The organism is Psychrobacter sp. ANT_H3 (assembly GCF_027919975.1).
Classification (GTDB): domain Bacteria; phylum Pseudomonadota; class Gammaproteobacteria; order Pseudomonadales; family Moraxellaceae; genus Psychrobacter; species Psychrobacter maritimus.
On record NZ_JAQISM010000005.1, the window covers coordinates 88,499 to 112,556 of the forward strand.

Genomic DNA, 24,058 nt, shown 5'->3' on the forward strand with positions numbered 1-24,058 from the left:
TCAAGGCTCTATTTGACCTAAATTCTCTAAGTCTACAAACTCCTTTTTGCCATGGATAGTATACATTCTGCGTTTGATGTCTGGATAATTACAGATATCAAACGCTGTTCTGTTGCCTCCCATTAAATAGGTAGCGTCCGTATCACTATTATTACGCATAGAATGCGCTGCACCGTGTGCGGGGAAACCGACAAAATCTCCTGCATGTAGTTGATAAACTTCATCGCCATAATGTAGTGAAAGCTCGCCAGATAGCATATAAATGAACTCGTCTGAATTTTCATGATAGTGGTGTTGCGTGGTTTCATCACCCGACTCAACACGTACGAGATGCAGCCCGAATTTGGTAAGACCGACAATATCACTTAATGAAACCGTATGGCGAATGGCATTGTCGTTAAACTGATGGACGTGTTTGGTTGCAGGAGTGTTTTCAATATTGGATTTGGTTAGGACGTAATGCTGAGTGTTTTTGAGTGCAGACTTTGGTGTAGTCATAGCTTAGTCTCCGTTATTATTATCTTAAGCTTGAGTCTATAGAAGTAATAAAATTAACTTAGAGGCTTTATTCACTTTGCAGGATAACCGGTAATATCTTGAATGCTTTGATATAAAGGTTTTAGGCGCTCATACATTTTTAGATAAACCTCATTATAGAGGCGCTTGTAGAGCTGGACATTGGCCTCAATAGGGATGAATTCATCGCCTAAATGGATCATTGCCTCACTTGCAACCGCATGATCGCGATAGACGCCGATTCCGACTGCGCAGTTGATGGCAGCGCCCAAGCCTGAAGCCTCATAAGTGTGGGGGCGATAAGCGGGCATACCAAAGATATCGGCAGTAAGCTGCATCGCTGAGTCACTTTGAGAGCCGCCGCCTGAGACACGTAAGTGCTTGATAGTTTTTCCTGTGCGCTTTTCAATGGTATCAAAGCCCAGTTTTAGCTCATAAGCCAGTCCTTCCAAGATAGCGCGATAAACATGCGCCCGCGTGTGCACATCGCCAAAACCAATGAGCGCGCCTTTACCTTCAAGTCCCGGATGACGGACGCCGGGTGACCAATACGGCTGCATCATCAGCCCCATACAACCGGCCGGAATATCTTTGACTGCCTGATCGAGGAGTTTTTCGGTATCGATGCCTTGCGTCTTTGCTAGCTGCTCTTCATAGTGAGCAAACTGCTCTTTAAACCAGCTAACCATCCAAAATCCGCGATAAATCATATACTCATGATTGTAGTAGTGCGGCGCGGCAGCAGTGTAGGCGGGCATATGCTTAAGGATTTCGACGTAATTGCTCGAGGTGGTATTGATAGTCGCAGTAGTGCCAAAACTTAAACAAGCGGTATCTGCTGCCAGACCGGCAGAGCCCAACGCTTCGCAAGCTTTATCACTAGCGGCAGCAATCATCGGCGTACCTTCTAAAATCCCCGTGGCTTTAGCCGCTTTTGCGCTGATATGACCAAGTGACTGACCTGGCGGTACAATCTTAGGCATTTGCTCAGGTCGGCAGCTGAATAAGCGCCATTTAAAATCTTTAGGTTTTAGCCATGTTTGCGCCTTATAGTCATAAGGCAGATAGCCTAGGGCATGACCATTGGAATCGGCTAATTCGCCTGTGAGCTGATAGGTCAGGTAAGCAGATAGATTGACGTAATGAGCGGTTTTTGCCCACAGCTCTGGTTCATGGTATGCAAGCCAATTACAGCGGGCTTTTTGCTGTGCCTCTTGTACCAGTTCGCCCATACCGATAATTTTAGTTAATGGGCTTAGCAAACCAATATCGTTGGTTTCGCCGCGGCGCAAATCCATCCATACAATAGCAGGGCGAAGTGGCTGCTTGTTTTTATCGAGGCAAATCATAGTATAGCGCTGGGTGGCGAGACTGACGCCTGCGATTTGCTCAGGGCTTATAGCGCTGGTGCGCCACAGTTGCTGACAAGCCTCGCTTAGCTTTTGCCAATAATAATCGGCATGTTGCTCGGCAAAATTGGGCTGAGTAGAAAAATAGGGTTCAATAGGGACACGAGCTTTGGCTATCTCAGTGCCAAACTGATCAAAGATAAGCGCTCTGACACTTTGCGTACCATTATCAATGGCTAAGAAATAAATAGGTGCATCAAAGGTAGTGGTCATAGTCGTCCTTAACTATGTAATCATAAAAATTAAGCTGCAGGCAAATGATAGTAGCGCTGCCACAAGTCCTGATAGCGAACAACTTCTTGTTGCCATTTTTGCTCATCCCAGCCGAGCTCTTGCTGACATATTTGCTTTAGTCTTGTGCTGATAAGCGGCGTCATTGCGCCATGCGGCAGGATTAAACCCAAGCGTGTACGTCGCAGTAGTAAATCATCTAAATGAATGACCTGCTCATGGCGCGCGGCAAAACGAATCTCTGCCCAAATGGTGTTGCTGTCGGTGATATAAGCTAAATCTTCGTCATGCGCTAGTTCAAGTAAGGTATCGAGCTGTAAGCCGTAAAACCCTTGTAAACGTTGCTGCAAGGGTGGCGTTAGGGTTGAAAACTTGGGATTGGTTGGCGTGGTATCGCTAAAGACGTGATCGCCATCTATGGTTTGGTTTTGAATGACAGATTTATCGAGCGCGAGCACTTCTTGACACTTTTCAAGGACATCTAAAGCAATAAGGCGAAAGGTTGTTAATTTGCCGCCGCTGACGGTGACGAGATTATTATCGAGCCACACGCTATGGTCGCGCTTTTCTTTGCTAGGGCTCACGCGCTTGCCATCGCCGCCGTCAGATATCAGCGGACGCACGCCTGCCCACGTACTAATGACATCCTCTCGGTTTAGATGAGCATCGTTAAACAGCGTGTTGGTTGCAGTTAATAGATAATCGACTTCTTCGTTAGTAATACCAACTTCACTATCGTCCAAGGGTGGATGATCCAAATCGGTGGTGCCAAGGACGGTACGGTTTTCCCATGGGAAGACAAAGACCGCTCTTTTATCGACAGGATGTAAAAAGGTATAGGCTTGCTTAATTGGCAAACGCTCTTTGCTTACGACCAAGTGACTACCGCGTGACGGACGGATTTGCTTATGAAAGCTTTGTTCAGTTTGCTTGCTGGCCTGCATCCTCAAGGTATCCGCCCAAGCGCCAGTCGCACTGACTACCACTTTGGCGTAAACATCGTAATTTTGAGCATTACCATGAGCATTGTCTTCAGAAGAAGTATCTTTGAGTGTTGCGCCTACCACCAATCCTTGCTCATTGGTAATCAACGATTCTGCTTTTAGGTAATTAATTGCCTGCGCGCCGTCGTTAATTGCCTCATCAAGTACGCGCATCACCAGCCGCGAGTCATCGGTCACCGCATCACTAAATTGACTGGCTCCCAAAAACTTATCTTTCTTGATATGCGGATTTAGGCTTAAAAAAGCCTCTCTTTTAAAGTAGGTAAAATAACGCTTACCAGCAAGCCTATCGTAAACTCGTAGCAAGGTATTAAATATCCATGGCGGTGGAAACTTGCCTTTATAATGCGGCATGACATAGTGCATCTCATTCACAAGGCCGCTTGCTTCACTGAGCATACGTTCACGCTCGCGTACGCTAAGTAATGTGGTTTTGTAATCACCCGAGGCAATATAGCGCAATCCGCCATGTACCATTTTACTAGAGCGGCTGGACGTGCCCCAAGCAAAGTCTTTTTGCTCAATTAATAATACTGCTAAACCGCGCCGTGCCGCTTCGCGCGCAATGCCAGCACCTGTGATACCGCCACCGATAATCAGCATATCCCACGTTTCTACTTGAGACGAGCGATGAGATAAAGGCGCTAGTGCTTGCTGACGTTGCTGATGTTGCTGATGTTGCTTAGTAGGGTTCATAAACGGTCTATCTCACATGACATTTAAAAGAATCAATGACATAAAATGCGTAAGTCATTTAATGGTACTAAGGCTACCTTTTAATCTTCGATTAAAACGCCCGGATTCATACGCTGTTCAGGGTCTAGGCTTTTGAGCATATCATGAGTCACTTGAATGCCAAGCTTCCCTTTTTCAGCCGCTAGATAAGGTGCATGATCACGGCCAACGCCATGCTGATGCGATATCGTCGCTGTACCATTGGCCAAACTTAAACTGGCCGCCTGTTTGATTTTTTGCCAGCGTTTTAAGGTTGTAGCGTGGTCTTTAGCTGCTCTAAAGAAATAGGTAGTATAAAGGCTGGCACCTTGCTTATAGACGTGCGAGATATGGGTAAAGGCCATGACCTCCTCGCCTTCATCTGTTAAAGAAGTTCTCACCGCTTCTTGCATCTGCTGCATCTGCTCGTCGATGTTGTTCCAGTTGGTTGCCGTCTCAAAGGTATCGACCATGATGCCTTTGTCCCATAAGGTGCCACGCAAGTAAGGGAATTTAAAGCGTCCATGCGCCCACACGCTACCCATAATATCGGTGATTTTACCAGTGACACTACCGTGCTGCTTCAACAGCTTATTAAACTGCGTTAGCGCCAATTTATTCTGCGCCTTATCACCTGATACGCCGTAAGTGAGCATAACCTTATCTGAGCTCAGCCCGCGAGCTTTTAGATAGGTGTTAATGGCTAAAAATTGGCTTGGTGACGTGCCTAAATGTAGATGCGCATCGGTCTCGACCGCATTACTTAAACGTAGCATGGACAAGCGAACATTTTTTTGCACGGCTTGTCTAAGGACTTCTTTACCAGCTTCCCAATTGGGCAGGAAAGCCACTTTAAACAGTTCTTCCTCAGGCTGCGGCTGTACGCGCATTTTGACTTCGGTAAAAATACCAGCACGACCTTCGGTGCCCATCATCATCTCGCGCAAATCAGGCCCTGCTGATGACGCCGGAATATCAGCGATATTAAGTACACCCTGCGGAGTGACCAGCGTACCGCCCGCAAACATCTGCTCGATACGCCCGTAGCCCAATGACTGCTGACCACTAGAGCGCGCGGCAATCCAACCGCCAAGCGTTGATAGCTCCCAAGACTGCGGATAATGCCCTAAGCGGTAACCCTGTGCGTCCAACTGTGCTTCAACCGCTGGCCCTTGTGTACCCGCGCCAAAGGTAGCAATTTGGCTCTCGGTATCTAAGTCGAGAAGCTGATCCATCTTGCTCATGGCAATGGTGAGTACCGGGCGTGAGCCCTTTTGCGGATTGATATGTCCAACGACTGAGGTGCCGCCACCAAACGGAATGACAATTAGGTCGTGCTCACTGGCTAGTGTTAATAAATTCTCGACGTCAGCGGTCGATTCGGGAAAAGCAACACCGTCAGGGAACACTTCAAAAGCGCCGCTGTGCATGGCTATCCAATCTGGGAAGCTTTGACCGCGCGCGTGTCTGAGTCTCACTTCTTTATCGATAGATACCGTATCCAGACTAGTTATAGCAGCAGGTAAGCGCGATTTTGGCACAGTTTTGAGTACCTGTTGTAAGCTAACAGAGGAGAGTTTTTTGGTTTTGCCGATATGTGATTTGATCAGTTTTGCGCCATGCGGCGAGACTTTTTTATTGATACTGACATTGCCCCAACCGTTCCAGCGCGTCTGCTCAATAGGGGTGCTGGCGGGTGTATTATTTTTTTGAATAGGGTCTAAATTATTATTATCGTTGTTTTTGGTAGCAGAAAGGCTAGTGGTTTTACGAATAAGAGATTTGATTTTGCTCATAGGGACATACCTGTCGATTCGTTATTACGGTTTTTATACTAAAGGATTCGGTTAAGGGAGGTTTAGCTTGTCTGCTCAGCATAGGTGAATGATTAGCTCAGTGTTATCGTAAAAACCATACAATATTAAGCGCTTATGCCAAGCAGGTAATTCTAAAGCGAACCTATTTATCGTTTGAGCATAGCACAATATAAACAAATATTTCATATAGACTCGTCATTTGTATAATAAAAATTCATGGTTTTTATTTAGTAGCGGCAATATTAGGGTTCGCTCTGGCGTATTATTCTTATCAAGGCGTACTATCTCGCAAAAAACGTGAATAATTAACCATCTAATAGCCATTAATGGGCACAAACTTGTTAAAATAGGGCACTAATTTTTTCTTGATGGACATCGATTTATGACCACTGCCGCTGCCACTTCTGCATTACCTACTATGCCTACTATCAAAGAAGACCGCATCCTCATTCTCGATTTTGGCTCGCAGTACAGCCAGTTAATCGCTCGCCGTGTGCGCGATTCTGGCGTTTTCTGTGAGATGTTCCCTTATGATATCGATACTCAGCGTATCCATGATTTTGGTGCCAAAGGTGTCATCCTATCGGGCGGCCCTGAGAGCGTTCATGCTGAGAATAGCCCACGTATCAACGATGCGGTATTTGAGCTTGGTGTACCAGTACTGGGCATTTGCTACGGTATGCAGGCGATGGCGGATCGTTTCGGTGGGCAGGTTCATGCCAGTGATATCCATGAGTTTGGCGCAGCGACGATTGAAGTTAATGGTCAGTCGCAGCTCACTGATGGTATTGAAGATAGCGTGACGGAAAACAACACCGCTAAGCTAGATGTGTGGATGAGTCATGGCGACAAGGTCATTGAAGCGCCACAAGGTTTCGATATTATCGCCAGTACACCAAGCTGTCCGATTGCGATTATGGCCGATGATGCCAAACAGTACTATGGTCTACAGTTCCATCCTGAAGTGACGCACACCTTACAAGGTCAAGCGTTATTGGGTCGTTTCGTACATCAAATTTGCGACTGTGCGGGTGATTGGACGCCAGACAATATCGTCGATATGCGTGTGGCACAGTTAAAAGAGCAAATCGGTGACAAGCAAGTATTGCTTGGTCTATCAGGCGGCGTCGATAGCTCAGTGGTTGCCGCGCTATTGCATAAAGCGATTGGTGATCAGCTAACGTGTGTGTTCGTTGATAATGGTCTGCTGCGTCTGCATGAAGGCGATCAAGTGATGCAAATCTTTGCTGAAAACATGGGCGTAAAAGTCATCCGTGTCGATGCCGAAGATTTATTCTTAAACGCCTTAGCAGGCGAGTCTGATCCAGAAGCCAAGCGTAAAATCATCGGTAAAACCTTTATCGATGTGTTTGCCAATAGCGCCCGTGAAATCAGCGAGCAAAGCGATGGTAAAGTCATTGAGTTCTTGGCACAAGGTACGATTTATCCTGATGTCATCGAATCAGCGAAGTCGCATCAAGGCAAGGCACACGTGATTAAGAGCCATCATAACGTCGGCGGTCTGCCAGATGATTTGGCGTTTGAGTTGGTCGAGCCATTACGCGATTTGTTCAAAGATGAAGTGCGTAAACTCGGTATCACCTTGGGTCTACCAGCAAAAATGATTTATCGTCATCCGTTCCCAGGTCCAGGTTTGGGCGTGCGTATCTTGGGTGAAGTGAAAAAGGAATATGCTGATATCTTACGTCAAGCCGATGCAATCTTTATGGCAGAGTTAGAAAAATCAGGCTGGTATGACAAGACTGCGCAAGCGTTTGCGGTATTCCAACCAATCAAATCAGTCGGCGTGGTTGGCGATGGTCGCCGCTATGCGTGGGTGATTGCGCTACGTGCGGTTGAGACGGTAGACTTTATGACCGCGCGCTTTGCGCATCTGCCGTATGATTTGATTGAGACGGTATCGAATCGCATTATGAATGAAATCGCTGAAGTTTCACGCGTGACTTATGATGTGTCGAGCAAGCCACCTGCTACTATTGAGTGGGAATAATTCTTCCTTAAGTAGCGCTGTTAGTCATAAAAAAAGCCCACGATAGCGTGGGCTTTTTTGTGTCTGATAGTGTTTGCCAACTAATGGCAGCGGGAAGCACCGTTTGAGTGTGGTATCCAAAGCGGTGTTATCGAGATATAAAGCCATGAGTAGTAGCTGATACCATGTTGCTTGATCCTATTTTTTGTGAAGTCACATGCTTTTACGAAAAGCCCTGATTTAGGAGCTCTTTTTCGCTCGCAGTTGGCAACAACATAAATTCTGATCCAATGTGCTTAGAAAGTACTTTATTAATCCTATTGATATCAGAGTTGAGTTCATCCAGAGTCATAGAGTTGATGTAATTTTCTACGTACTCAACAACTGTGTTGTTGTATTGAATGCTTACTCGCTGGTTGCGAGACAAGAATTCTTGAGCAGAAATACTTTCTTCTTGACAGGCAAATATGGCTCGCAAACGAAGGTAGTTGTGATGGGTTTCGCAGTTGTTATCGAGTTTAATTATAGCAAACGGATCCATGTTGACTGTTAGCAGGCTTCGATTGCTATCTACAAATCCTTCTAGCGAGTTAAACAGTGACGTTCTCTTACTGTCTTCCCCAATCCCCTTAACACTAAGTTTTACGCCGTTCTGGTAATCATTAGTGAAGTGCGCGTAGATAAGCTTCTCTCTTCTCGTCGTAATATTTAGGAGCTGTTGATAATTTGAATCGCTAAGTTGATGGAAAGTCACTTTCACTGTGTCTTGTAGAAATAACCAACTAAATAATCGCGCGCCTAACAACAGCACATCATCTACTTTAGCAGTTATTGTGCGCTGTTTTTCTTTTTGTTTACCGGCTTTCAAAAAACAATTCTGAATTTCAATCTGAGCACAATTACTTAAGTTGTGATACTTGACATTGCCCTGCCACGCACGCATGAGCTCGGTGCTTAATGGCTCTCTCGGTTTCAACTTTCTGGCCAATATCTGCTCATCAAAGACCGCTGAATGCAATTTCGCTCGAAGTTGCTCGTTACACCCGTCAACGTATTGATAGACGCTGTGATAGCCAGTAAAGATCATATCTAAGTTTTTGGCCATGCCGCGTTCTATTTCACTTCGGTGGAACAGTGTTTTTGAAAAAAATTCCTTCAACCAAGCACTGAGTACTATGACTTGATCCTCTTCTGATTTGGTATTGCGATTTTTAGGCTGATGATGACCTGTAAACAACTCTACCTCTGCAAATCGCGGGTCAGCTTTTTTGGTCAGCATTTCCAACCCACTAGGAGTTGCAAGGTGCAAATCATAAAGCAAGTAGGCAGTCTTAAATGCATCTTGATCAAACTCTTTATCCTCAAGCCACTCAGCAAGTGATTTACCCGTGATAGTTTTTATATGTTTAGAAATAGTCTCCTTGGCGTAAGAGAAATAATCCTCTCCCTTATCACTGTCTGTATAAAGGGCTTCACAAGCTCCCCTAAGTCCCTTCTTTGATAACGGGGTTTCTGGCTTCCCTTGGTACAGAAAATCAAATTCTGAGCAGTTGGTGAACTCTCCTGATGTTTTTTCTAGGGAACGCAGCTTGCTTTCAAATGGAAGTAGGTGGTTTTCTGGATAGCAAGTTGCAACGTATACGCCCTTATGACGCTCCACCAGTTTTTTTCGCTTAAGTGAGCGTAGCTGCTCTAAATTTTTAGCCTGTGCGGTATCGGTTAATTTCATTACCAAGATTATCCCCAAGTTTTCATACTGTTATTGTTTTAACATCTATAGTGAAGAAACGATAATGCAAAGAATTGAAGCTGAACGCGAGAGCAAACAATATCGGTGGAATCGCTCTTCCTTTTTCTGAAATCAACCGACTCTAGAAGAATGAGAGTCAAGGAGAGATATTATGAGTAATTTTTTTAAAAAATTCCCTAAACCAATTTCCACTATGCAGGATTACACAAATAATTTTCATTACAATCAGATGCCTGATGGAGATAAGAAAAAATATCTTCAACATCTATATGATAATGATTACTCAGTCCGAGACATATCTATGCATGTTGTAATTTCCGAATCTCAGGTTCGATCCAAAATTGATGCTAATAGAGGTCGAGGGCTGTCACCTACGCCTTGCCTATCAGAAGGATAAGTACAACGTACTTAATGACGATACTTACCCTAGATTGGTTAGTGTCGTCATTAAATTTTTCTTTTAAATCAGTGTGAGACGTTTAAAGTTTCTGCAAGCTCGCTCAAGCCGTAGATATTTTTTCTTCTGCACTTGGGGTTTACCATAAAATCCATTTATTTTAAAGGGAACAAAAAGCAGCACCCCGAAAGGAGCGCTGCTTTTCTATCAATCCTAATTTTTTAAAGCAAAACTCTAACCCCGCACATTCACCACATAACGACCAACCGTTTGACTCGCCATAAAGCGATCTAAGTATTCCGGCGTCTGCTCAAGCGTAATCTCTTCGCAGTAATTCTCTAAATTAGGCAATTTCATATCGGTAGCGACACGCTGCCAAATAGCCTTTTTATCAGCCAGTGGAATATAGACCGAATCGATACCGAGTAGGGACACTGCGCGGGTGATAAACGGCAATACCGTCATCGTAAACTCAGCACCGCCCGCTAAGCCACAACTGGTGACCGCGCCGCCCGCTTTGGTTTGTTTGAGTAAGTTTGCCAAATAGTCGCCGCCGATGGTATCAATAGCGTTTGCCCATAGCTCACGACCGACGGGTTTATCGCCGACCTCGTTAATGGTATCGCGATGACGGACTTCGCTTGCGCCAAGCTCTTTTAGATAGTCGCTTTGCTCAGGCTTACCGGAGAAGGCGATGACCTCATAGCCAAGCTGACTTAATATCGCGATACTGATACTACCGACGCCGCCCGTTGCACCCGTGACCGCAACTGGACCGTCTTTAGGTTTTGCGCCCATTTTCTCTAATTTTTGCACACTTAATGCGGCGGTCAAGCCGCCCGTACCATATATCATCGCTTCTTTTAGTGTGAGCGATGACGGACATTCGACCGCCCAATCGGCAGGGATAGATATCATCTGGCTGAGACCGCCATCGGTATCCATGCCCAAATCATAGCCAAAGACCACGACTTCTTGGCCTTCAGAAAACGTGCCAGACTTATCGCTTACCACCACGCCTGCGGCATCAATGCCAGGAGTGTGCGGATAATTTTTGGTGATTCTTTTATTTCCCGAGGCTGACATGGCATCTTTGAAGTTTAACGATGAGTAATGCACTTCGATTAATAAATCATTTTTAGGCAAATCACTGACGTTACGCGTTTGGATGCTTTTATCGAACTTACCGTCGCTGGTTTCTTCGACTATTAAGGCTTTAAAGGTTTTGTTATTCGACATTATCTCAATCCTTTTGTATTGCTCTTTTATTTGAGTGGATTTATAACGAACTATATTAAGGTTTTAACAATACTTTGCCTTTTTTGCCAGATTGCACCTTACCGGATACTGCTTCTTTGATATTGTCCAGCGTATAGATGCCGCCTGTTGGTAGCTTTAATTTACCACTGGCAGCGCGCTCGATAAGCTCTTTTATTAAACGGCTTTTATTATCCGAATTCATCTTTTGCATCAATGCACCGCCCCAAAACCCCTTGAGTGTCGCTTGCTTAAAGATGAGATGAGTCGGATTGAGCGCGAGTGGCTGACCAGACATCCCGCCTACCGCTGCCATAATACCGCCATGACCGAGTAAGCTTAGTAAGTCGCCGCCAGATTGACCGCCGACAGAGTCGACTGCGCCGCTGATTTTTGCATCACCGATAATTTGACGGACTTGATCTTTCCAGTCGTCATCATCGCTCACCACGTTGTTTTCGGTGATACCAATCTCGGTCAGCTCGTTTGCTGACTCTTTACTACGCACGACATTGATGGTATGGATGCCGCGCTCAGCAGCCAACATCGCAAGCGATTCGCCAACTGCGCCATTGGCGGCGTTTTGGATGACCCATTGCCCTTTTTCTAGCTCTAAAAACTCAATGAGCATCAAGGCGCTCATCGGCATGGCGATAAGCTGCGCGGCCATTTCATCGTCGATGGCGTCCGGTATAGGGATGACGCTGCTAGCAGGGGCGGTGAAGTACTCGGCCCACGTGCCTTCGACACCGGTGACCACCACACGCTGACCCGCTTCCATACCTTTGACGCCAGCGCCGATAGCCTCAATAGTACCCACGGCTTCGCTGCCAGCGAGTGAGGGCAGTTTTGGCTTGGTGCCATATTGGCCTTGAATAGTGATGAGGTCGTGGTTATGGATAGAAGATAGAATGGTTTTGATACGGACTTCGTTGTCCTTTGGCTCTGGCATCGGGCTATCAGTGATGGTGAGTACGTCTGACGGTTTGCCAAATTCGTTATAGGTTACGCTGCGCATCTTTATATCCTTTTTTATTGTTAGATAAATATCGTTGATTGTTCATTTTGAAACGATGATGATTAATCACTCATCAACCTTAACAAGCTGGCCTTCATGCCCGCAACCTGACTTTGGTAAATGAACGTTGCCCGCTGTTTAGAACGGTAAAATGTTATAAAAAAGTGCAAGCTGAAGAAGGTGCAGAGTTATAACCGCAAAATAAGCCATAAAAAATGGCAGCGTTCTTATTAGAAAGAACGCTGCCATTATCAATAAAACGAAGGCTGGCTAAATGATAAATGAATAATAATTTAAGGTTTTAGTAATACCTTACCTTTTTTGCCTGACTGCAATTTGCCATCGACAGCTTTGGTGATATCAGCTAAATCAAATACGGCTTCGACAGGCAAATGCAATTTGTCACTGGTTGCCCGTTCGATAAGCTCATCGATTAAGCGCTGTTTATTTTCGACACTCATCTCTTGGCTAATTTTACTGCCCCAAAAGCCTTTCACGATGGCTTGTTTAAAGATTAGATGCGTCGGATTAAGTACCATTGGCTGACCTGACATGATGCCAAAAGATGCCAAAGTGCCACCATGACCGAGCAACGATAATAAGTCACCGCTTGCTTCTCCGCCGACAGAGTCGACCGCTGCGCTAATGCTATCATCACCGATGATTTGACGGACTTGTTCTTTCCAATCGTCATCTTCGACATTGATGTTATTTTTGATACCAAGGGCGTCTAACTCTTTAATCGCATCGCTACTGCGTACCAGATTAATGGTATTAACGCCGCGCGCGGCAGCCAGCATCGCAAGTGATTTACCAACGGCACCATTGGCGGCATTATGGATAACCCATTGACCGCTTTCTACTTCTAAGAATTCCAGCAGCATTAAAGCACTGAGCGGCATAGCAATCAGCTGCGCGGCCATTTCATCTTTTAAACTATCAGGGACAGCAAAGACCATATCGGCGGATGCGACAAAGTACTCTGCCCACGTTGCTTGCACACTGGCAGCAGCCACGCGCTGTCCGACTTTTAAGTCTTTAACGTCGCTACCAACGGCATCGATGATACCTAACGCTTCGCTACCGCCGATAGCCGGCATCTCAGGCTTAAAGCCATATTTACCACGAATGGTAAGCAGATCATGGTTATGAATGGAGGCGAGAATGGTTTTGACGCGCACTTCATTAGCCTTGGGCTCTGGGATAGGGCGGTCGCCGAGGCTTAGTACTTCTGTGGGTTTGCCAAATTCGTTATAAGTTGCACTACGCATGATAAATCCTTTTTTAATTTTTAAGTTTTTTCAAATGTTTTTTAATAAGCTAGTGAATTTGCAGCCATCAACAGTAACAAACCCTGCTGACTTATCGCAATATCACTTTGGTAAAGCAGGGTTGTCATCGATTGACAGTTATAAAGTTTTCAGTGAGACAATCGGATGCGTTTACAGCAGAATTGATTTTGAGTTATTAGCAGTTTGCGCTGTATGGTTAGTTCAATATAAAAAAGGCACGTTAAAAACAGCCCTGTATTCTTTTTGACTTGAATCAACTATATTAGGCTACTTTAGATTAATCCCTTTTTGGACTAATCCCTTTTTGGACTAATCCCTTTTTGGACTAATCATTTTTTGGACTAATCACTGCAAAATCATCGTTGACTAAATTGGTCAGTAGCGGCTCGCCTTTATCATTAACCCGAAATAGCCCATATTCTGCCGCCTCAAAAGCCTCGCCATGACCTTCTTGGAAGAAAAAAGCATTGGTCGCAAGCTGCATTGCGCCATTACGGATACGATAGTGAATCGCCATCTCATTAGTCGCTAGATTTTTAGGCTGATTAGCCGCTAAGTGCACAAACTGTGCGACTTTATTGTTATCTAAGGCAACAATGACATAGCCATCTTCATTAGTAGGATAGCTACCGGGGTCTCTATTTAAGGCGGCAAATACGTCACGCTCTAGCGCATAGCTAAGCGTCATATAGTCGCCCTGCATAAAGCCGCGCGGGTCAACGGGTGCAAGCGCTAATAAGACCGTATCGCCAGTCGCAAGATGGTTTTCATACTTTGCGATATTCCTCGTCATCACCACCAATACGAGCGCCAATCCAAGAAGGGCAATAATAATCGTAACTGCCGGTTTTTGTAGCCAATGCGTTTTTGATGTGTCCTTAATCAAGCGCTTGGTCAAAATTTTATTATTCATGACAGCCGCTCCTGATTGTCGTTAGCACTCGGCTTTATATGCGCAAAATAGCCTTTGATAAGCACCCAGCGCAGCAGTAATAGCGCGATACCGATGACCAGCATGGAAGCGGATTTGACCAATAAAGAAGTATCGAGCTGATAGTAATACCAAAATATATAACCGACCAAGGCGATAACGCCCAGTCCTAAGAGCACGCGTTGGCTATTGGCAGTGGCGATAATGATAATCAAACTGGTGGCCAATAAGCCTGCGACATAAATAGACATTATCCCAAGTAGTACAATCGCAGCGCTAATGAGTAGTCCTGCTGCTGATAATAATTTGATGTGATAGCGCTTTAAAATGAGATAAGCGGCATAAAGGCTGGCAAGCGTTAGTAGCCCTTGTGCTAGGTAGTAGTTATAGCTAAAGGCTTCACCGTAACTATCAAGGCTATCAAAGCTATTGCCATATTCAGCAGCGATAAAATAGACGGAAACACTGAGCAAAACATAGGCGCTCGCATAGCCAATAGCATTGGTAATTTCTAGAGCGTTCATTCGCCATTTGGTCGGGATAAAAGCAGTTAGACTATAGCGTTGTAAATGAGTCACGCTAGTGATTAATGCCAATAATCCTAAGCTTACTTCGGATAAATGATAATAATTTAATAAGTAAAACAGGCAGCTTAAGGCTAAGGTGGCGCTCAATAAACGATAGATAAAATTGGGTATAGCAACAGTCATCAACAGTTGCACAAGGAGCAATAGCCCTATATTGAGTGGCTCTGCAATCTCACTCGCCAGTAAAGCATAGGCGATATAACCTTGACCTGCTAGCGTAATTGCAAAGGCTAAGCTATTCCAAAAAGGGCTATGGCGTATGCGCGCGTTATAAAATAGAAACCCGCCAATGACAGTTAGTAGTGCGCCAATAATAAATACCGCTAGCGTACTATCCAGCAAACCGGTGTTATCTAATAACAAGGTTAAAAACCCTATAAAAAACAGACTGGCTAAAATACCACTCATACCAAAAAGTAAGCTGATAAACCACGGGCTGCGCGCTTCAGATGCTGCACTATTTAAAAGCTTATAATTGACGTTTTGCACGTCGATGAGTCCCTGCTGTTGTAATAGCAAAAGGTCACGATTTTGCTCGTTATGGTTGATGTTATTATTCATCGCTGTTCCCCTTTATTATAGTATGAGGAGCAGTGTCAACGTTGTTGATACGGGTAATTTTACGTAGCCACATAACTGCCGACGAGCTCATGCCAATAAGTAGCAAGGCTAATATCAAAAACCCACCTGCGTCAAAACCATCCAACAGCCATTTACCGACCCAAAACATCACCACAGTAATGATAGAAAATGACAAATAAGTCAGCATCAGTAAATCAATACGGCGCTGATAAAATTGCCAAAACATAAAGCCGCACCAACCTAACCACACTATGATAGCGATGAGTGTTGCCCAGATATTGCCATTATCAAAGACCGTGACAATCGCCAGATACGTCATAAAAAACGTACTTAATAAACCGACGACATAAGTACTCCAGTGCAAGCTGGATTTGGTTGGTGAGCTGTTTGTTTTAGAGTTATTTAGAGGATGTTTGTCATTATCGGTTATATCAGCAGTGGACTTTTTAGGATTAATACGATTGAAGAACTTGCTAGCAGAGAAAGGTTTTTTATTATCATAGCTAATAAGCCAACTATAAAAGGCAATAAAATTAAATAGCGCAAGGATGGCTACTTGAGAGACGTTTTGCAGGCGATGGTTGATAAATTGCAGATTTGCGACATCCAAATAGAGTAGCAAACAGGCATTGACTAACCCTAACCACAGCAGCCAAAGCGCAGCGAAACGTGCAATCAAAACCCAAGGCGTAATCAATAGCGCCCAGCCAAAAAACAGCTGCCAGGTATCAGCGCCCGTTTGATAAACTTGCCCAAATAGCGCCAATAAGCTACCGGTGATAATGCTAGCAATGAGCAATAATAACTGCCGAATCAGCTGAAATCGTTGTCTAAGTTGCCTAAAAGACAGTGCTACGTAAAGCGCGATGGTAATCACCAGTGCCCCTTCAACCAACGCAAATTTACCCATCTTGCCGATATTTTGCCAGTTATAGGCGATAAAAAACACAAGGGATAGTACCAGCGCTACCGTCCCAATAATCAGCAGCGCTTTATCAAAAAACATCAGCCAAGTACGTTTGCTAGGATAGACTTCTAGGTGCGTTGCTGCCGCCTCGGTATTTTTAAGGGGAAGAAGACCTTGATGTAGTAACTGCTCGATAGTACGCCGTGCTTGGCTCATAGTCGCCTCTGAATAAAAACAGTTTGTCGCTTATCTTAGCTGTTTTTACGCTGGCATAATGTACTAAAGTTTATAACTTAGCATCTTTTATAACTTACTAACCTTTATAAAGGCGTTAATAAAATTCAATGCGGCTTAGCAGGTGCTCTTGGATTAAGTAGGCACAGATATAAGCGCTCGGCCAAGCAACCATAAAGGCATACTTCCATGAATGAAACAGCGTAGTAAAGAAACCTTCGACAAATCCTACGTTAATCAGTAGCAACGCCGTCGAGATAATTGTCGACATCATCAGCGCCATTAAAAAGGTGAAAATCAGCCGATAGTATTTGCGCCGCGTGCGTATTCTGACGGTTGGGAATTTTGCCATAACGTTCTGTTGTCCTGCATGATGAGAGCCACGCTTAAATAGTATTGTAAACGTGATGTGTTGCGATGAGAAAGGATGAAGTGTAGCATTGCTAGTGCTTGTCAGCGACTATGATATCGCGTGATGGGGGCGAGGTAAAATGGTTATTATAAATAATAAGATTCGTTATATCTTAACGACGACTCTGCTGTTTTTAAAAAGAATAATATTCGAAAAACAGCAAACTAAAGAGGTTTGGTTTTGCTACGATAAATAAGATTAAAAAATAAATGGGACAATGAAATGGCAGCTAAAAAACAGCGAACGTTAGGTATCATCGGCGGGATGAGTTGGGAGAGCACTGAAAGTTATTATCGACTGATTAATGAGGGCATCAAGGCTGAGCTGGGTAACCTGCATTCAGCGGATTTGCTGATTCATAGCGTCGACTTTGCGCCGATTGGCGAGCTGCAAGCACAAGGCGCGTGGGATGAGATGGGCGCGATATTAGCCAATAGTGGCAAACGTCTGCAAGCTGCTGGCGCGCAAGGCTTATTAATTGCCACTAACACCATGCATAAAGTCATCGATGACGTCCAAGCCGCGACCAATCTGCCGATTATTCATATTGCAGATGCCACAGCTAAAGCTATTCAAGCGCAAGGTTTGACTAAGATTGCGCTCTTGGGTACGCAGTTCACCATGACGCAAGACTTTTATAAGCAGCGCCTTATTGACGCTGGTTTGCAAGTTTTGATACCAGAAAATGATGCGCGGGCAGAGGTGCATCGGATTATCTATGATGAGCTGTGCCAAGGGCAATTTCTTGATAGCTCACGCCATTATTATAGCCAAGTCATTAAAGACTTAGCCAATAAAGGTGCAGAAGGCGTCATTTTAGGTTGTACCGAAATTGGACTGCTTATTCAGCAAGCAGACAGCCCAATAGCCGTATTTGATACCACCGCTATTCATGCGGCGGCGGCGGTGGATTTTTTACTCAGTCATTGATTTTAAAACACTTGAGCTTAAACCAATTGAATTTACTATCTATAAACCACGCGATGAGCGTTTATGCTTTCTTCTCATACGGTGTTTTTGCAGGCGTTTTTGTAGTCGACGATGCAACCTTGTGATACGGCGTATAGGTGCCAGTTTCCACACCGTGGTCGGTAAGATATCACGAAACGATGCACTGGTGCCGGTATGTGCGCGAAACTCCTCAGACCTTTGCGCGGCTTCCTCTGCGGCCAAGTGTTTGCCTTTGCGCCAGCCGCCATACAGATATAGTCCCGCTCCCATCACAGCGGTTGCTACCATACCTGCTGGAAATGACAGCCAAAGCGCATCGGTGCCGAGTAGGGAATAAAGCCCGAACGCAAAGCCAAGACGCACCGGATACATTGAAATCACCATAACGATCAGCGGCCAAATTACATAGCCGTTGGCACGCATGGTACCGAACAGCACTTGCGCTATGCCAAAAAAGACAAAGCCCCATGTCGCCATTAATTGGATATGTCGCCCAATCGGCACCGCTGCGCTGTCACTACCGAGGAAAAGCCCCAATATAGTTTCATCAAAAATGCTCAGCACTCCAATCATAGCGCCCGTCAATATCACGTTAAAAATAAGCCCCCAACGCGTGATACCTGCAACCCTATGCCATTGATTGGCACCGATGTTCTGTGCGACCATCGCACTGGCCGCGGCACTTAGCGCCATTGCAGGCATCTGCACGTAGGTCCAAAGCTGCTGGGTCGCGCTATAAGCCGCCGTCGTTTGCACACCTTCGCGGTTGATTAACGATAGCATCGTCAACGCTGCTGATGAGATGACGATCATCTGTAGACCCATTGGCAAACCCTTTGAAAACATTGACTTTAGGATATCTCTGTCTGCACGCAAAAAGCGCAGCTCTGGCAACTTAAGTGTCAGCACAGAGCCCCGCAGGTACATAGTAACGACCATGCCAATCAGCGCTAGCGTGTTGGCGACGGCGGTTGCGAATGCCGAGCCAAATATGCCCCATTCGGGAAACGGGCCTATACCCAAAATCAGTACCGGCGTCAAAATCAGGTCAATAATCACCGATATAATGATAAACCAAAGCGGCGTTGTAGAATCGCCCGTCCCGCGCAGTGCCATCATTATCAGCGTAAAGGTCAGGGTGACGGGCATGGCAATGAAAATCATCCGCAGATAGGTCAGGGCAAGGTCTAGCGCACTTGGCGGCGTACCAAGCAGATCAAGAAGCAGCGGGGCAAATATCCATCCTCCTGCCGACACCAATATACTTATCGGAATAATGCTACCCAGCGCCGTTCCCATGGTTTTCTTGACGATGGCATCGTCACGACTGCCCATGGCCTGCCCAATCAAAATAGTAGAGGCCATACCGAAACCAAAAACGAAGGAGATCAGGATAAACATCAAGATATTGCCGTTCGCCGTCGCGGCCAACGCCTCTTCACCTAAAAACCGGCCCACCCAGACGGCATTAATCGAGCCGTTTAACGACTGGAGGGCTGATGATCCAAGTGTTGGCAAGGCAAACAGCAGTATCGTTTTGGCAATTGACCCTTCGGTGAGGTCGCGCTGTTTACCAGTGGAGGTAGTTGTTTTACTCAAAGTTGATCCTTTTGCGTTATTTAGGGCTGACTGAACGAAAATGCTTATCATAAACCAGAAAGCTTGTGCCTTCTTTACTAGAGCTGTATGAGAGCTGTAAACCCTCGGCAAACTCTATGATTATTTAACTGTCATTTTTTATATGATTGTCATACAGTTTAGAGATGAGGATAATTGCTATGATTGCTTACACTTAAAATAAGTGGTTTTGGATTGATGTTTTTTAAGCCATTAGCCCTTTTTTATCTACCAATTATCACAAGGATGTTTCGATGCTATTAAAACGCCTAGCCCTTGCCGCGCTTTTTAGTTTTTCTATGGTCGGTTGTACCACCGCGCCCAATACCTTAGCGGTTAATACCACCCAAAAGATTATTCAATATGAGCGCTCAAAGTCTGATTTAGGAATCAAATCGCTAACGCTAGCCTCTGGCGATAAGATGGTCTATGCAGAAAACAGCAACGTTACTGGCGAGCCTTTATTACTGATTCATGGCTTCGGCGGTAATAAAGACAACTTTACCCGTATTGCGCGTCAGTTAGGAGGCTATCATCTGATCATTCCTGATTTGCTTGGTTTTGGTGAGTCGAGCAAACCGATGAGCGCCGATTATCGCTCGGAGGCCCAAGCAACGCGCTTGCATGAGCTGCTACAAGCTAAAGGCTTAGCATCAGATATTCATGTCGGTGGCAACTCGATGGGCGGCGCTATCAGTGTTGCTTACGCCGCGAAGTATCCTAGTGAGGTCAAAAGCTTATGGCTGGTCGATAGCGCAGGATTTTGGTCAGCAGGTGTTCACGAAGCACTGGCAGGCGCAACGTTAGAGAACAATCCGCTATTGATTAATAGTAATGAAGACTTCTATAAAATGTACGATTTTGTCATGTATAAGCCGCCATATCTGCCTAAGTCGGTCAAAGCGGTATTTGCCCAAGAACGTATCGCTAATAAAGAACTGCACGCCAAAATCCTCGAGCAAATCGTCACCGATAATGTCGAAGAGCGCGCCAAAATCATCGCACAATATAAGATTCCGACGCTAGTGGTATGGGGCGAAAAAGATCAGATCATCAAGCCCGAAACGGTCAATCTGATAAAAGAAATCATCCCGCAATCAGAAGTGATTATGATGCCAGAAGTCGGTCATGTACCGATGGTCGAAGCACTTGATAAGACTGCGGATGACTATAAAGCGTTTCGTGAAAAGCTTAATAAGTAATAATCTCGATTGAATAAGTTGGTTTAATTAAGGTAGGTTAGAAACTTAGCCTACCTTAATTAAATTATAAATCTTTTACCAGTCGCTCTAGTAATTCAATCGTGCTCTCTTGCCTGACCAAAGCTACCCCTTGTCCTGCCCATAAAGACTGGTGTTCTGCATCAAGGTTGTTTTTCGCATGAGCACGCAAGTCTTTGGTCATGGCATTTAATTGCGGGTAGGGCGGTAGCTCATGCTCGCTTTCAAACTGGCCAAAGTCACGCAGATAATCGTTTAATAGTCCGCGTGCTTGCTTACCTGAAAACAGCCGCGTTAAACGTGTCTCGCTACTGCGCTTATCTTGACTGGCATCGAGTAGCGCTTGTTTATAAATATCATTGATGCCACATTTATCTGTGGTTAAAAATGCCGTGCCTATTTGCGCCAGCTCAGCACCTGCTGTTTGAATTGCCTTGATAGCTTGCCCAGTCATAATTCCGCCAGCCGCGATTAACGGAATATCGGTACAAGCCCGCGTTTGACTAATCAGTGTCAATAATCCCATTGGATCGTTTGCGCTTTGTGGCAACCAGCCACCGCGATGGCCGCCAGCTTCCGAGCCTTGTACACATACCGCATCGACGCCAATCTCCGCCCATGCTTTTGCTTCTAATGGATGATTGGCAGTACCAATGACGCGCGTGCCTAAATCCTTTAAGCCCTGAACTTGCTCGGCGCTGATAATACCAAAGGTGAAGCTAGCGACAGGAACCGGATTGTCATACAGCACCTGTAGTTGTTCTACAAAGCTTAGCGCAGGACGTTTAGGTAACGCCATTTCGATATTTTGTTCTTGATAGTACTTAGTTAGCCAAGCAGGGATTGGACTGTCCAAGGTATTAGAGTCATGCTCGGATAACACCATCAGATTAATCATAAAAGGGCGGTTGGTGAGCGATTTGAGAGTATTAATATGTTCATTTAAAACATCTGGCGCCGTCGTGCCACTTCCCAATGACCCTAGTCCACCAAAGTTACTGACTGTTGCTGCCAGCTCAGGCGTGGTGGCACCTGCCATCGGCGCTTGCACGATAGGATAGGTTAAATCAAAGGTACTTAGTAAGGTCATGACCGGCGTCCTTGTTGTTTTATGAGAAAGTTGGCATGACTTACTTTAGCAAAGCTGAAGGGATTACGTGTGAGATAATGTGTATTTAGTTGCTGAATAGGAAGGGTGGCTTTGACTACAAAATTGTAGTTAAGAGATTTGACTACGGTTTTGTAGTTAAAAGAATTATGTATTTTACTATTCTTTTGAAGCTGATAAAGTGTTGGTACATATAGTTTAGGAACTAAAAATGTCTGATGCCAATGCATTACTTGAAGTATTTAATAAATTACATTTAAAAATCTTAGAACATGAAAAATTAGCTTCTTACTGTGGTGTAGAGTCTATGCTATTTAATGAGGTTGAACAGTATTTTATTAAGATAAAGAGTTTAATAACCGAACTTGGTTCATCGAAAATAAATTATAGAAATCAAGTTATTAATGATTATGTAGGGATTATAGAGTCTTTTGAACCAGTGCTTGGTCTAGATATAAATATTATTGAAGAGGGGCAAAAGCTATTTGTTAAAGAGCACTATCTTAGTCAACTTATTAACCTTGATAGGGCTTTAGAGATAGGAAGTTTCAACTTAGAACTATTTAATAAATTTAACTTTTTTAACAATAATATTGTAGCTATAGGAGCAAATGGTAGTGGCAAATCTACTTTATCAGCAAAATTAAGAGATTATTTACCAGATTCGGCAATGATAATTTCGGCTCAAAAATTACTTATTATTCCTGTTTTTAAGAATGTCACTAATCCTATTGACACTATAAAAGACTTACAAGAGTCACAATCTCATGAAAAATCTACTAGATTTAAGTCAGTATCAGATTCTAATTATTCTCCAGAAACTGATTTAATCAAACACGAGTTTAAAGTTCTATTAAGTAATTTATTATCGGAAAATAATACTCTAAATAACAAATATGTTCATTCGGTGAGGAATGGAGAAAAATGCAATGTTCCAGAGTCTAAGCTATTTAAAGCTATAGAAATATGGAATTCACTTATTGAGCATAGAATCTTAGAATGTTCTGATGGTATTAATATCACCTTGAAGACTAAAGGTGACGAAAGTATTTATCCTGCTTATCAGATGAGTGATGGTGAAAAAGTTGTTCTATATTACATAGCTCATGTATTACAAGCGCCTCAAGATGGTTTTATTATTGTTGATGAACCAGAAATGTATCTCCATAAAACACTTTTAAGTAAGTTATGGGATATTTTAGAAACAGAGCGAGAGGATTGTATATTTATCTATCTTACTCATGATTTAGAGTTTGCCACCAGCCGAAATACTGCTAAAAAAGTATGGATAAAGTCTTTCAATCATCCTGACAAATGGGAGATAGAAGATATACCGAGTAATGTGCTTCCTGAAGCTTTGCTTTTAAAACTTTTAGGCAGTCGCAAGCGTATCCTATTCTGTGAAGGTGAAAGCGGTAAAATTGACGAGAAGATTTACAATCTTTTATTACCGGACTTTACTATTACGCCAGTTAAAACATGCTTTGATGTTATTAATTATACGAAAGCGTTTAACGAGTTGCCTAATACGACAACGGAAGCATTTGGCTTGATTGATTCAGACCATCATGAAACTGATAGGCTATTAAGCCTAAAAGCTCAAAATGTGTTTTCCTTGAACGTGTCAGAAGTTGAAAACTTGCTATTTGATGAAGGTTTTTTGAAGGGTTTTAGTAAGCAGATGATGTGTGATGAAGATGTAGTTTCTACTATAAAAAGTGAGGTAATAGCTAAACTAGATAATATTAAAGAACTACAAGTCGCAAACTATATATCTGCCAAAATAAATTACTATTTTAAAAGCTCTCATGTCTCTAAAGGAAATACACGAGAAAATGTTAAAACTCATTATGCTAATTTTACAGACAATATAAATATCGATGAGTGGCATGATACTCGTGAATCTGAACTACAAGATATTATAAGTAGTAAGGATTACGACAGAGCATTACGCGTTATCAATGATAAAGGCTTAAAAGTAATAGCTAATAGAAACTTTAATATAGGTAACTTTCAAGATAGAGCTATTAATTACTTACAGTTTAATCAAGATAGTCATCAGCATTTACTGAAACACTTACCAAGTGAGTTGACAGCAGAATAAACCAACAAAG

The 24,058-nt window shown here is 44.0% G+C and carries 19 protein-coding genes; 5 read left to right on the forward strand and 14 right to left on the reverse strand.

Annotated elements, in window-relative coordinates; all coding sequences use genetic code 11:
- The 4 genes from PG901_RS04695 to PG901_RS04710 all read right to left on the reverse strand — a co-directional run bounded on the left by PG901_RS04695 (position 1) and on the right by PG901_RS04710 (position 5,670).
- Complete coding sequence (locus tag PG901_RS04695) at positions 1 to 498, reverse strand: cupin domain-containing protein (protein ID WP_271133684.1); 498 nt, start codon at positions 496 to 498, stop codon at positions 1 to 3.
- Between the two features lie 71 nt (positions 499 to 569).
- Complete coding sequence (locus PG901_RS04700) at positions 570 to 2,138, reverse strand: FGGY-family carbohydrate kinase (protein WP_271133685.1); 1,569 nt, start codon at positions 2,136 to 2,138, stop codon at positions 570 to 572.
- Positions 2,139 to 2,167: 29 nt separating this feature from the next.
- Positions 2,168 to 3,856, reverse strand: a complete 1,689-nt coding sequence (locus tag PG901_RS04705) for a glycerol-3-phosphate dehydrogenase/oxidase (protein ID WP_271133686.1) — start codon at positions 3,854 to 3,856, stop codon at positions 2,168 to 2,170.
- An 80-nt stretch (positions 3,857 to 3,936) separates the two neighbouring features.
- Positions 3,937 to 5,670: an FAD-binding oxidoreductase gene (locus PG901_RS04710; protein WP_271133687.1), complete on the reverse strand. Its 1,734-nt coding sequence runs from the start codon at positions 5,668 to 5,670 to the stop codon at positions 3,937 to 3,939.
- Between the two features lie 403 nt (positions 5,671 to 6,073).
- Here PG901_RS04710 and guaA point away from each other — a divergent pair, with 403 nt between their 5' ends.
- Positions 6,074 to 7,702: a glutamine-hydrolyzing GMP synthase gene (gene guaA, locus PG901_RS04715; RefSeq protein WP_413786571.1), complete on the forward strand. Its 1,629-nt coding sequence runs from the start codon at positions 6,074 to 6,076 to the stop codon at positions 7,700 to 7,702.
- A 202-nt stretch (positions 7,703 to 7,904) separates the two neighbouring features.
- On the opposite strand, the gene PG901_RS04720 is transcribed toward guaA, so the two are convergent.
- Complete coding sequence (locus PG901_RS04720) at positions 7,905 to 9,410, reverse strand: hypothetical protein (protein ID WP_271133688.1); 1,506 nt, start codon at positions 9,408 to 9,410, stop codon at positions 7,905 to 7,907.
- A 172-nt stretch (positions 9,411 to 9,582) separates the two neighbouring features.
- Between PG901_RS04720 and PG901_RS04725 the strand changes: the two genes are divergently transcribed.
- Positions 9,583 to 9,828, forward strand: a complete 246-nt coding sequence (locus PG901_RS04725) for a hypothetical protein (RefSeq protein ID WP_271133689.1) — start codon at positions 9,583 to 9,585, stop codon at positions 9,826 to 9,828.
- 234 nt (positions 9,829 to 10,062) lie between these two features.
- Here the strand turns inward: PG901_RS04725 and PG901_RS04730 are convergent, their stop codons facing one another.
- The 7 genes from PG901_RS04730 to PG901_RS04760 form a co-directional block, all read right to left on the reverse strand.
- Entirely contained in the window at positions 10,063 to 11,067 is a 1,005-nt protein-coding gene (locus tag PG901_RS04730) for an oxidoreductase (RefSeq protein WP_271133690.1), read from the reverse strand.
- Positions 11,068 to 11,122: 55 nt separating this feature from the next.
- Positions 11,123 to 12,103: a zinc-binding dehydrogenase gene (locus PG901_RS04735; protein WP_271133691.1), complete on the reverse strand. Its 981-nt coding sequence runs from the start codon at positions 12,101 to 12,103 to the stop codon at positions 11,123 to 11,125.
- A gap of 293 nt (positions 12,104 to 12,396) precedes the next feature.
- Entirely contained in the window at positions 12,397 to 13,374 is a 978-nt protein-coding gene (locus PG901_RS04740; protein ID WP_271133692.1) for a zinc-binding dehydrogenase, read from the reverse strand.
- A gap of 346 nt (positions 13,375 to 13,720) precedes the next feature.
- A complete protein-coding gene (locus PG901_RS04745; protein ID WP_271133693.1) occupies positions 13,721 to 14,308 on the reverse strand; it encodes a GDYXXLXY domain-containing protein in 588 nt (195 codons plus the stop codon).
- Entirely contained in the window at positions 14,305 to 15,474 is a 1,170-nt protein-coding gene (locus PG901_RS04750; RefSeq protein WP_271133694.1) for a DUF4401 domain-containing protein, read from the reverse strand. Before PG901_RS04750 ends, PG901_RS04745 begins: the two co-directional genes overlap by 4 nt.
- Entirely contained in the window at positions 15,467 to 16,618 is a 1,152-nt protein-coding gene (locus PG901_RS04755; protein ID WP_271133695.1) for a DUF2157 domain-containing protein, read from the reverse strand. Before PG901_RS04755 ends, PG901_RS04750 begins: the two co-directional genes overlap by 8 nt.
- 115 nt (positions 16,619 to 16,733) lie before the next feature.
- Positions 16,734 to 16,988, reverse strand: coding sequence for a DUF2798 domain-containing protein (locus tag PG901_RS04760; RefSeq protein ID WP_149490298.1), 255 nt, complete (start codon positions 16,986 to 16,988; stop codon positions 16,734 to 16,736).
- 282 nt (positions 16,989 to 17,270) lie between these two features.
- On the opposite strand from PG901_RS04760, the gene PG901_RS04765 reads away from it, so the two are divergent.
- Positions 17,271 to 17,978, forward strand: a complete 708-nt coding sequence (locus tag PG901_RS04765) for an aspartate/glutamate racemase family protein (protein ID WP_271133696.1) — start codon at positions 17,271 to 17,273, stop codon at positions 17,976 to 17,978.
- A gap of 39 nt (positions 17,979 to 18,017) precedes the next feature.
- Here the strand turns inward: PG901_RS04765 and PG901_RS04770 are convergent, their stop codons facing one another.
- Positions 18,018 to 19,598 carry an MATE family efflux transporter gene (locus tag PG901_RS04770; protein WP_271133697.1) on the reverse strand — a complete coding sequence of 527 codons (1,581 nt, stop codon included), beginning with the start codon at positions 19,596 to 19,598 and terminating at the stop codon, positions 18,018 to 18,020.
- Positions 19,599 to 19,870: 272 nt separating this feature from the next.
- Between PG901_RS04770 and PG901_RS04775 the strand changes: the two genes are divergently transcribed.
- On the forward strand, positions 19,871 to 20,818 hold the full coding sequence (locus PG901_RS04775) for an alpha/beta hydrolase (RefSeq protein WP_271133698.1): 948 nt from the start codon (positions 19,871 to 19,873) through the stop codon (positions 20,816 to 20,818).
- A gap of 64 nt (positions 20,819 to 20,882) precedes the next feature.
- Here PG901_RS04775 and PG901_RS04780 read toward each other — a convergent pair whose 3' ends face one another.
- Positions 20,883 to 21,926, reverse strand: coding sequence for an NAD(P)H-dependent flavin oxidoreductase (locus PG901_RS04780; protein ID WP_271133699.1), 1,044 nt, complete (start codon positions 21,924 to 21,926; stop codon positions 20,883 to 20,885).
- A 229-nt stretch (positions 21,927 to 22,155) separates the two neighbouring features.
- On the opposite strand from PG901_RS04780, the gene PG901_RS04785 reads away from it, so the two are divergent.
- A complete protein-coding gene (locus PG901_RS04785; protein WP_271133700.1) occupies positions 22,156 to 24,048 on the forward strand; it encodes an AAA family ATPase in 1,893 nt (630 codons plus the stop codon).
- The last annotated feature ends 10 nt before the right edge of the window (positions 24,049 to 24,058 follow it).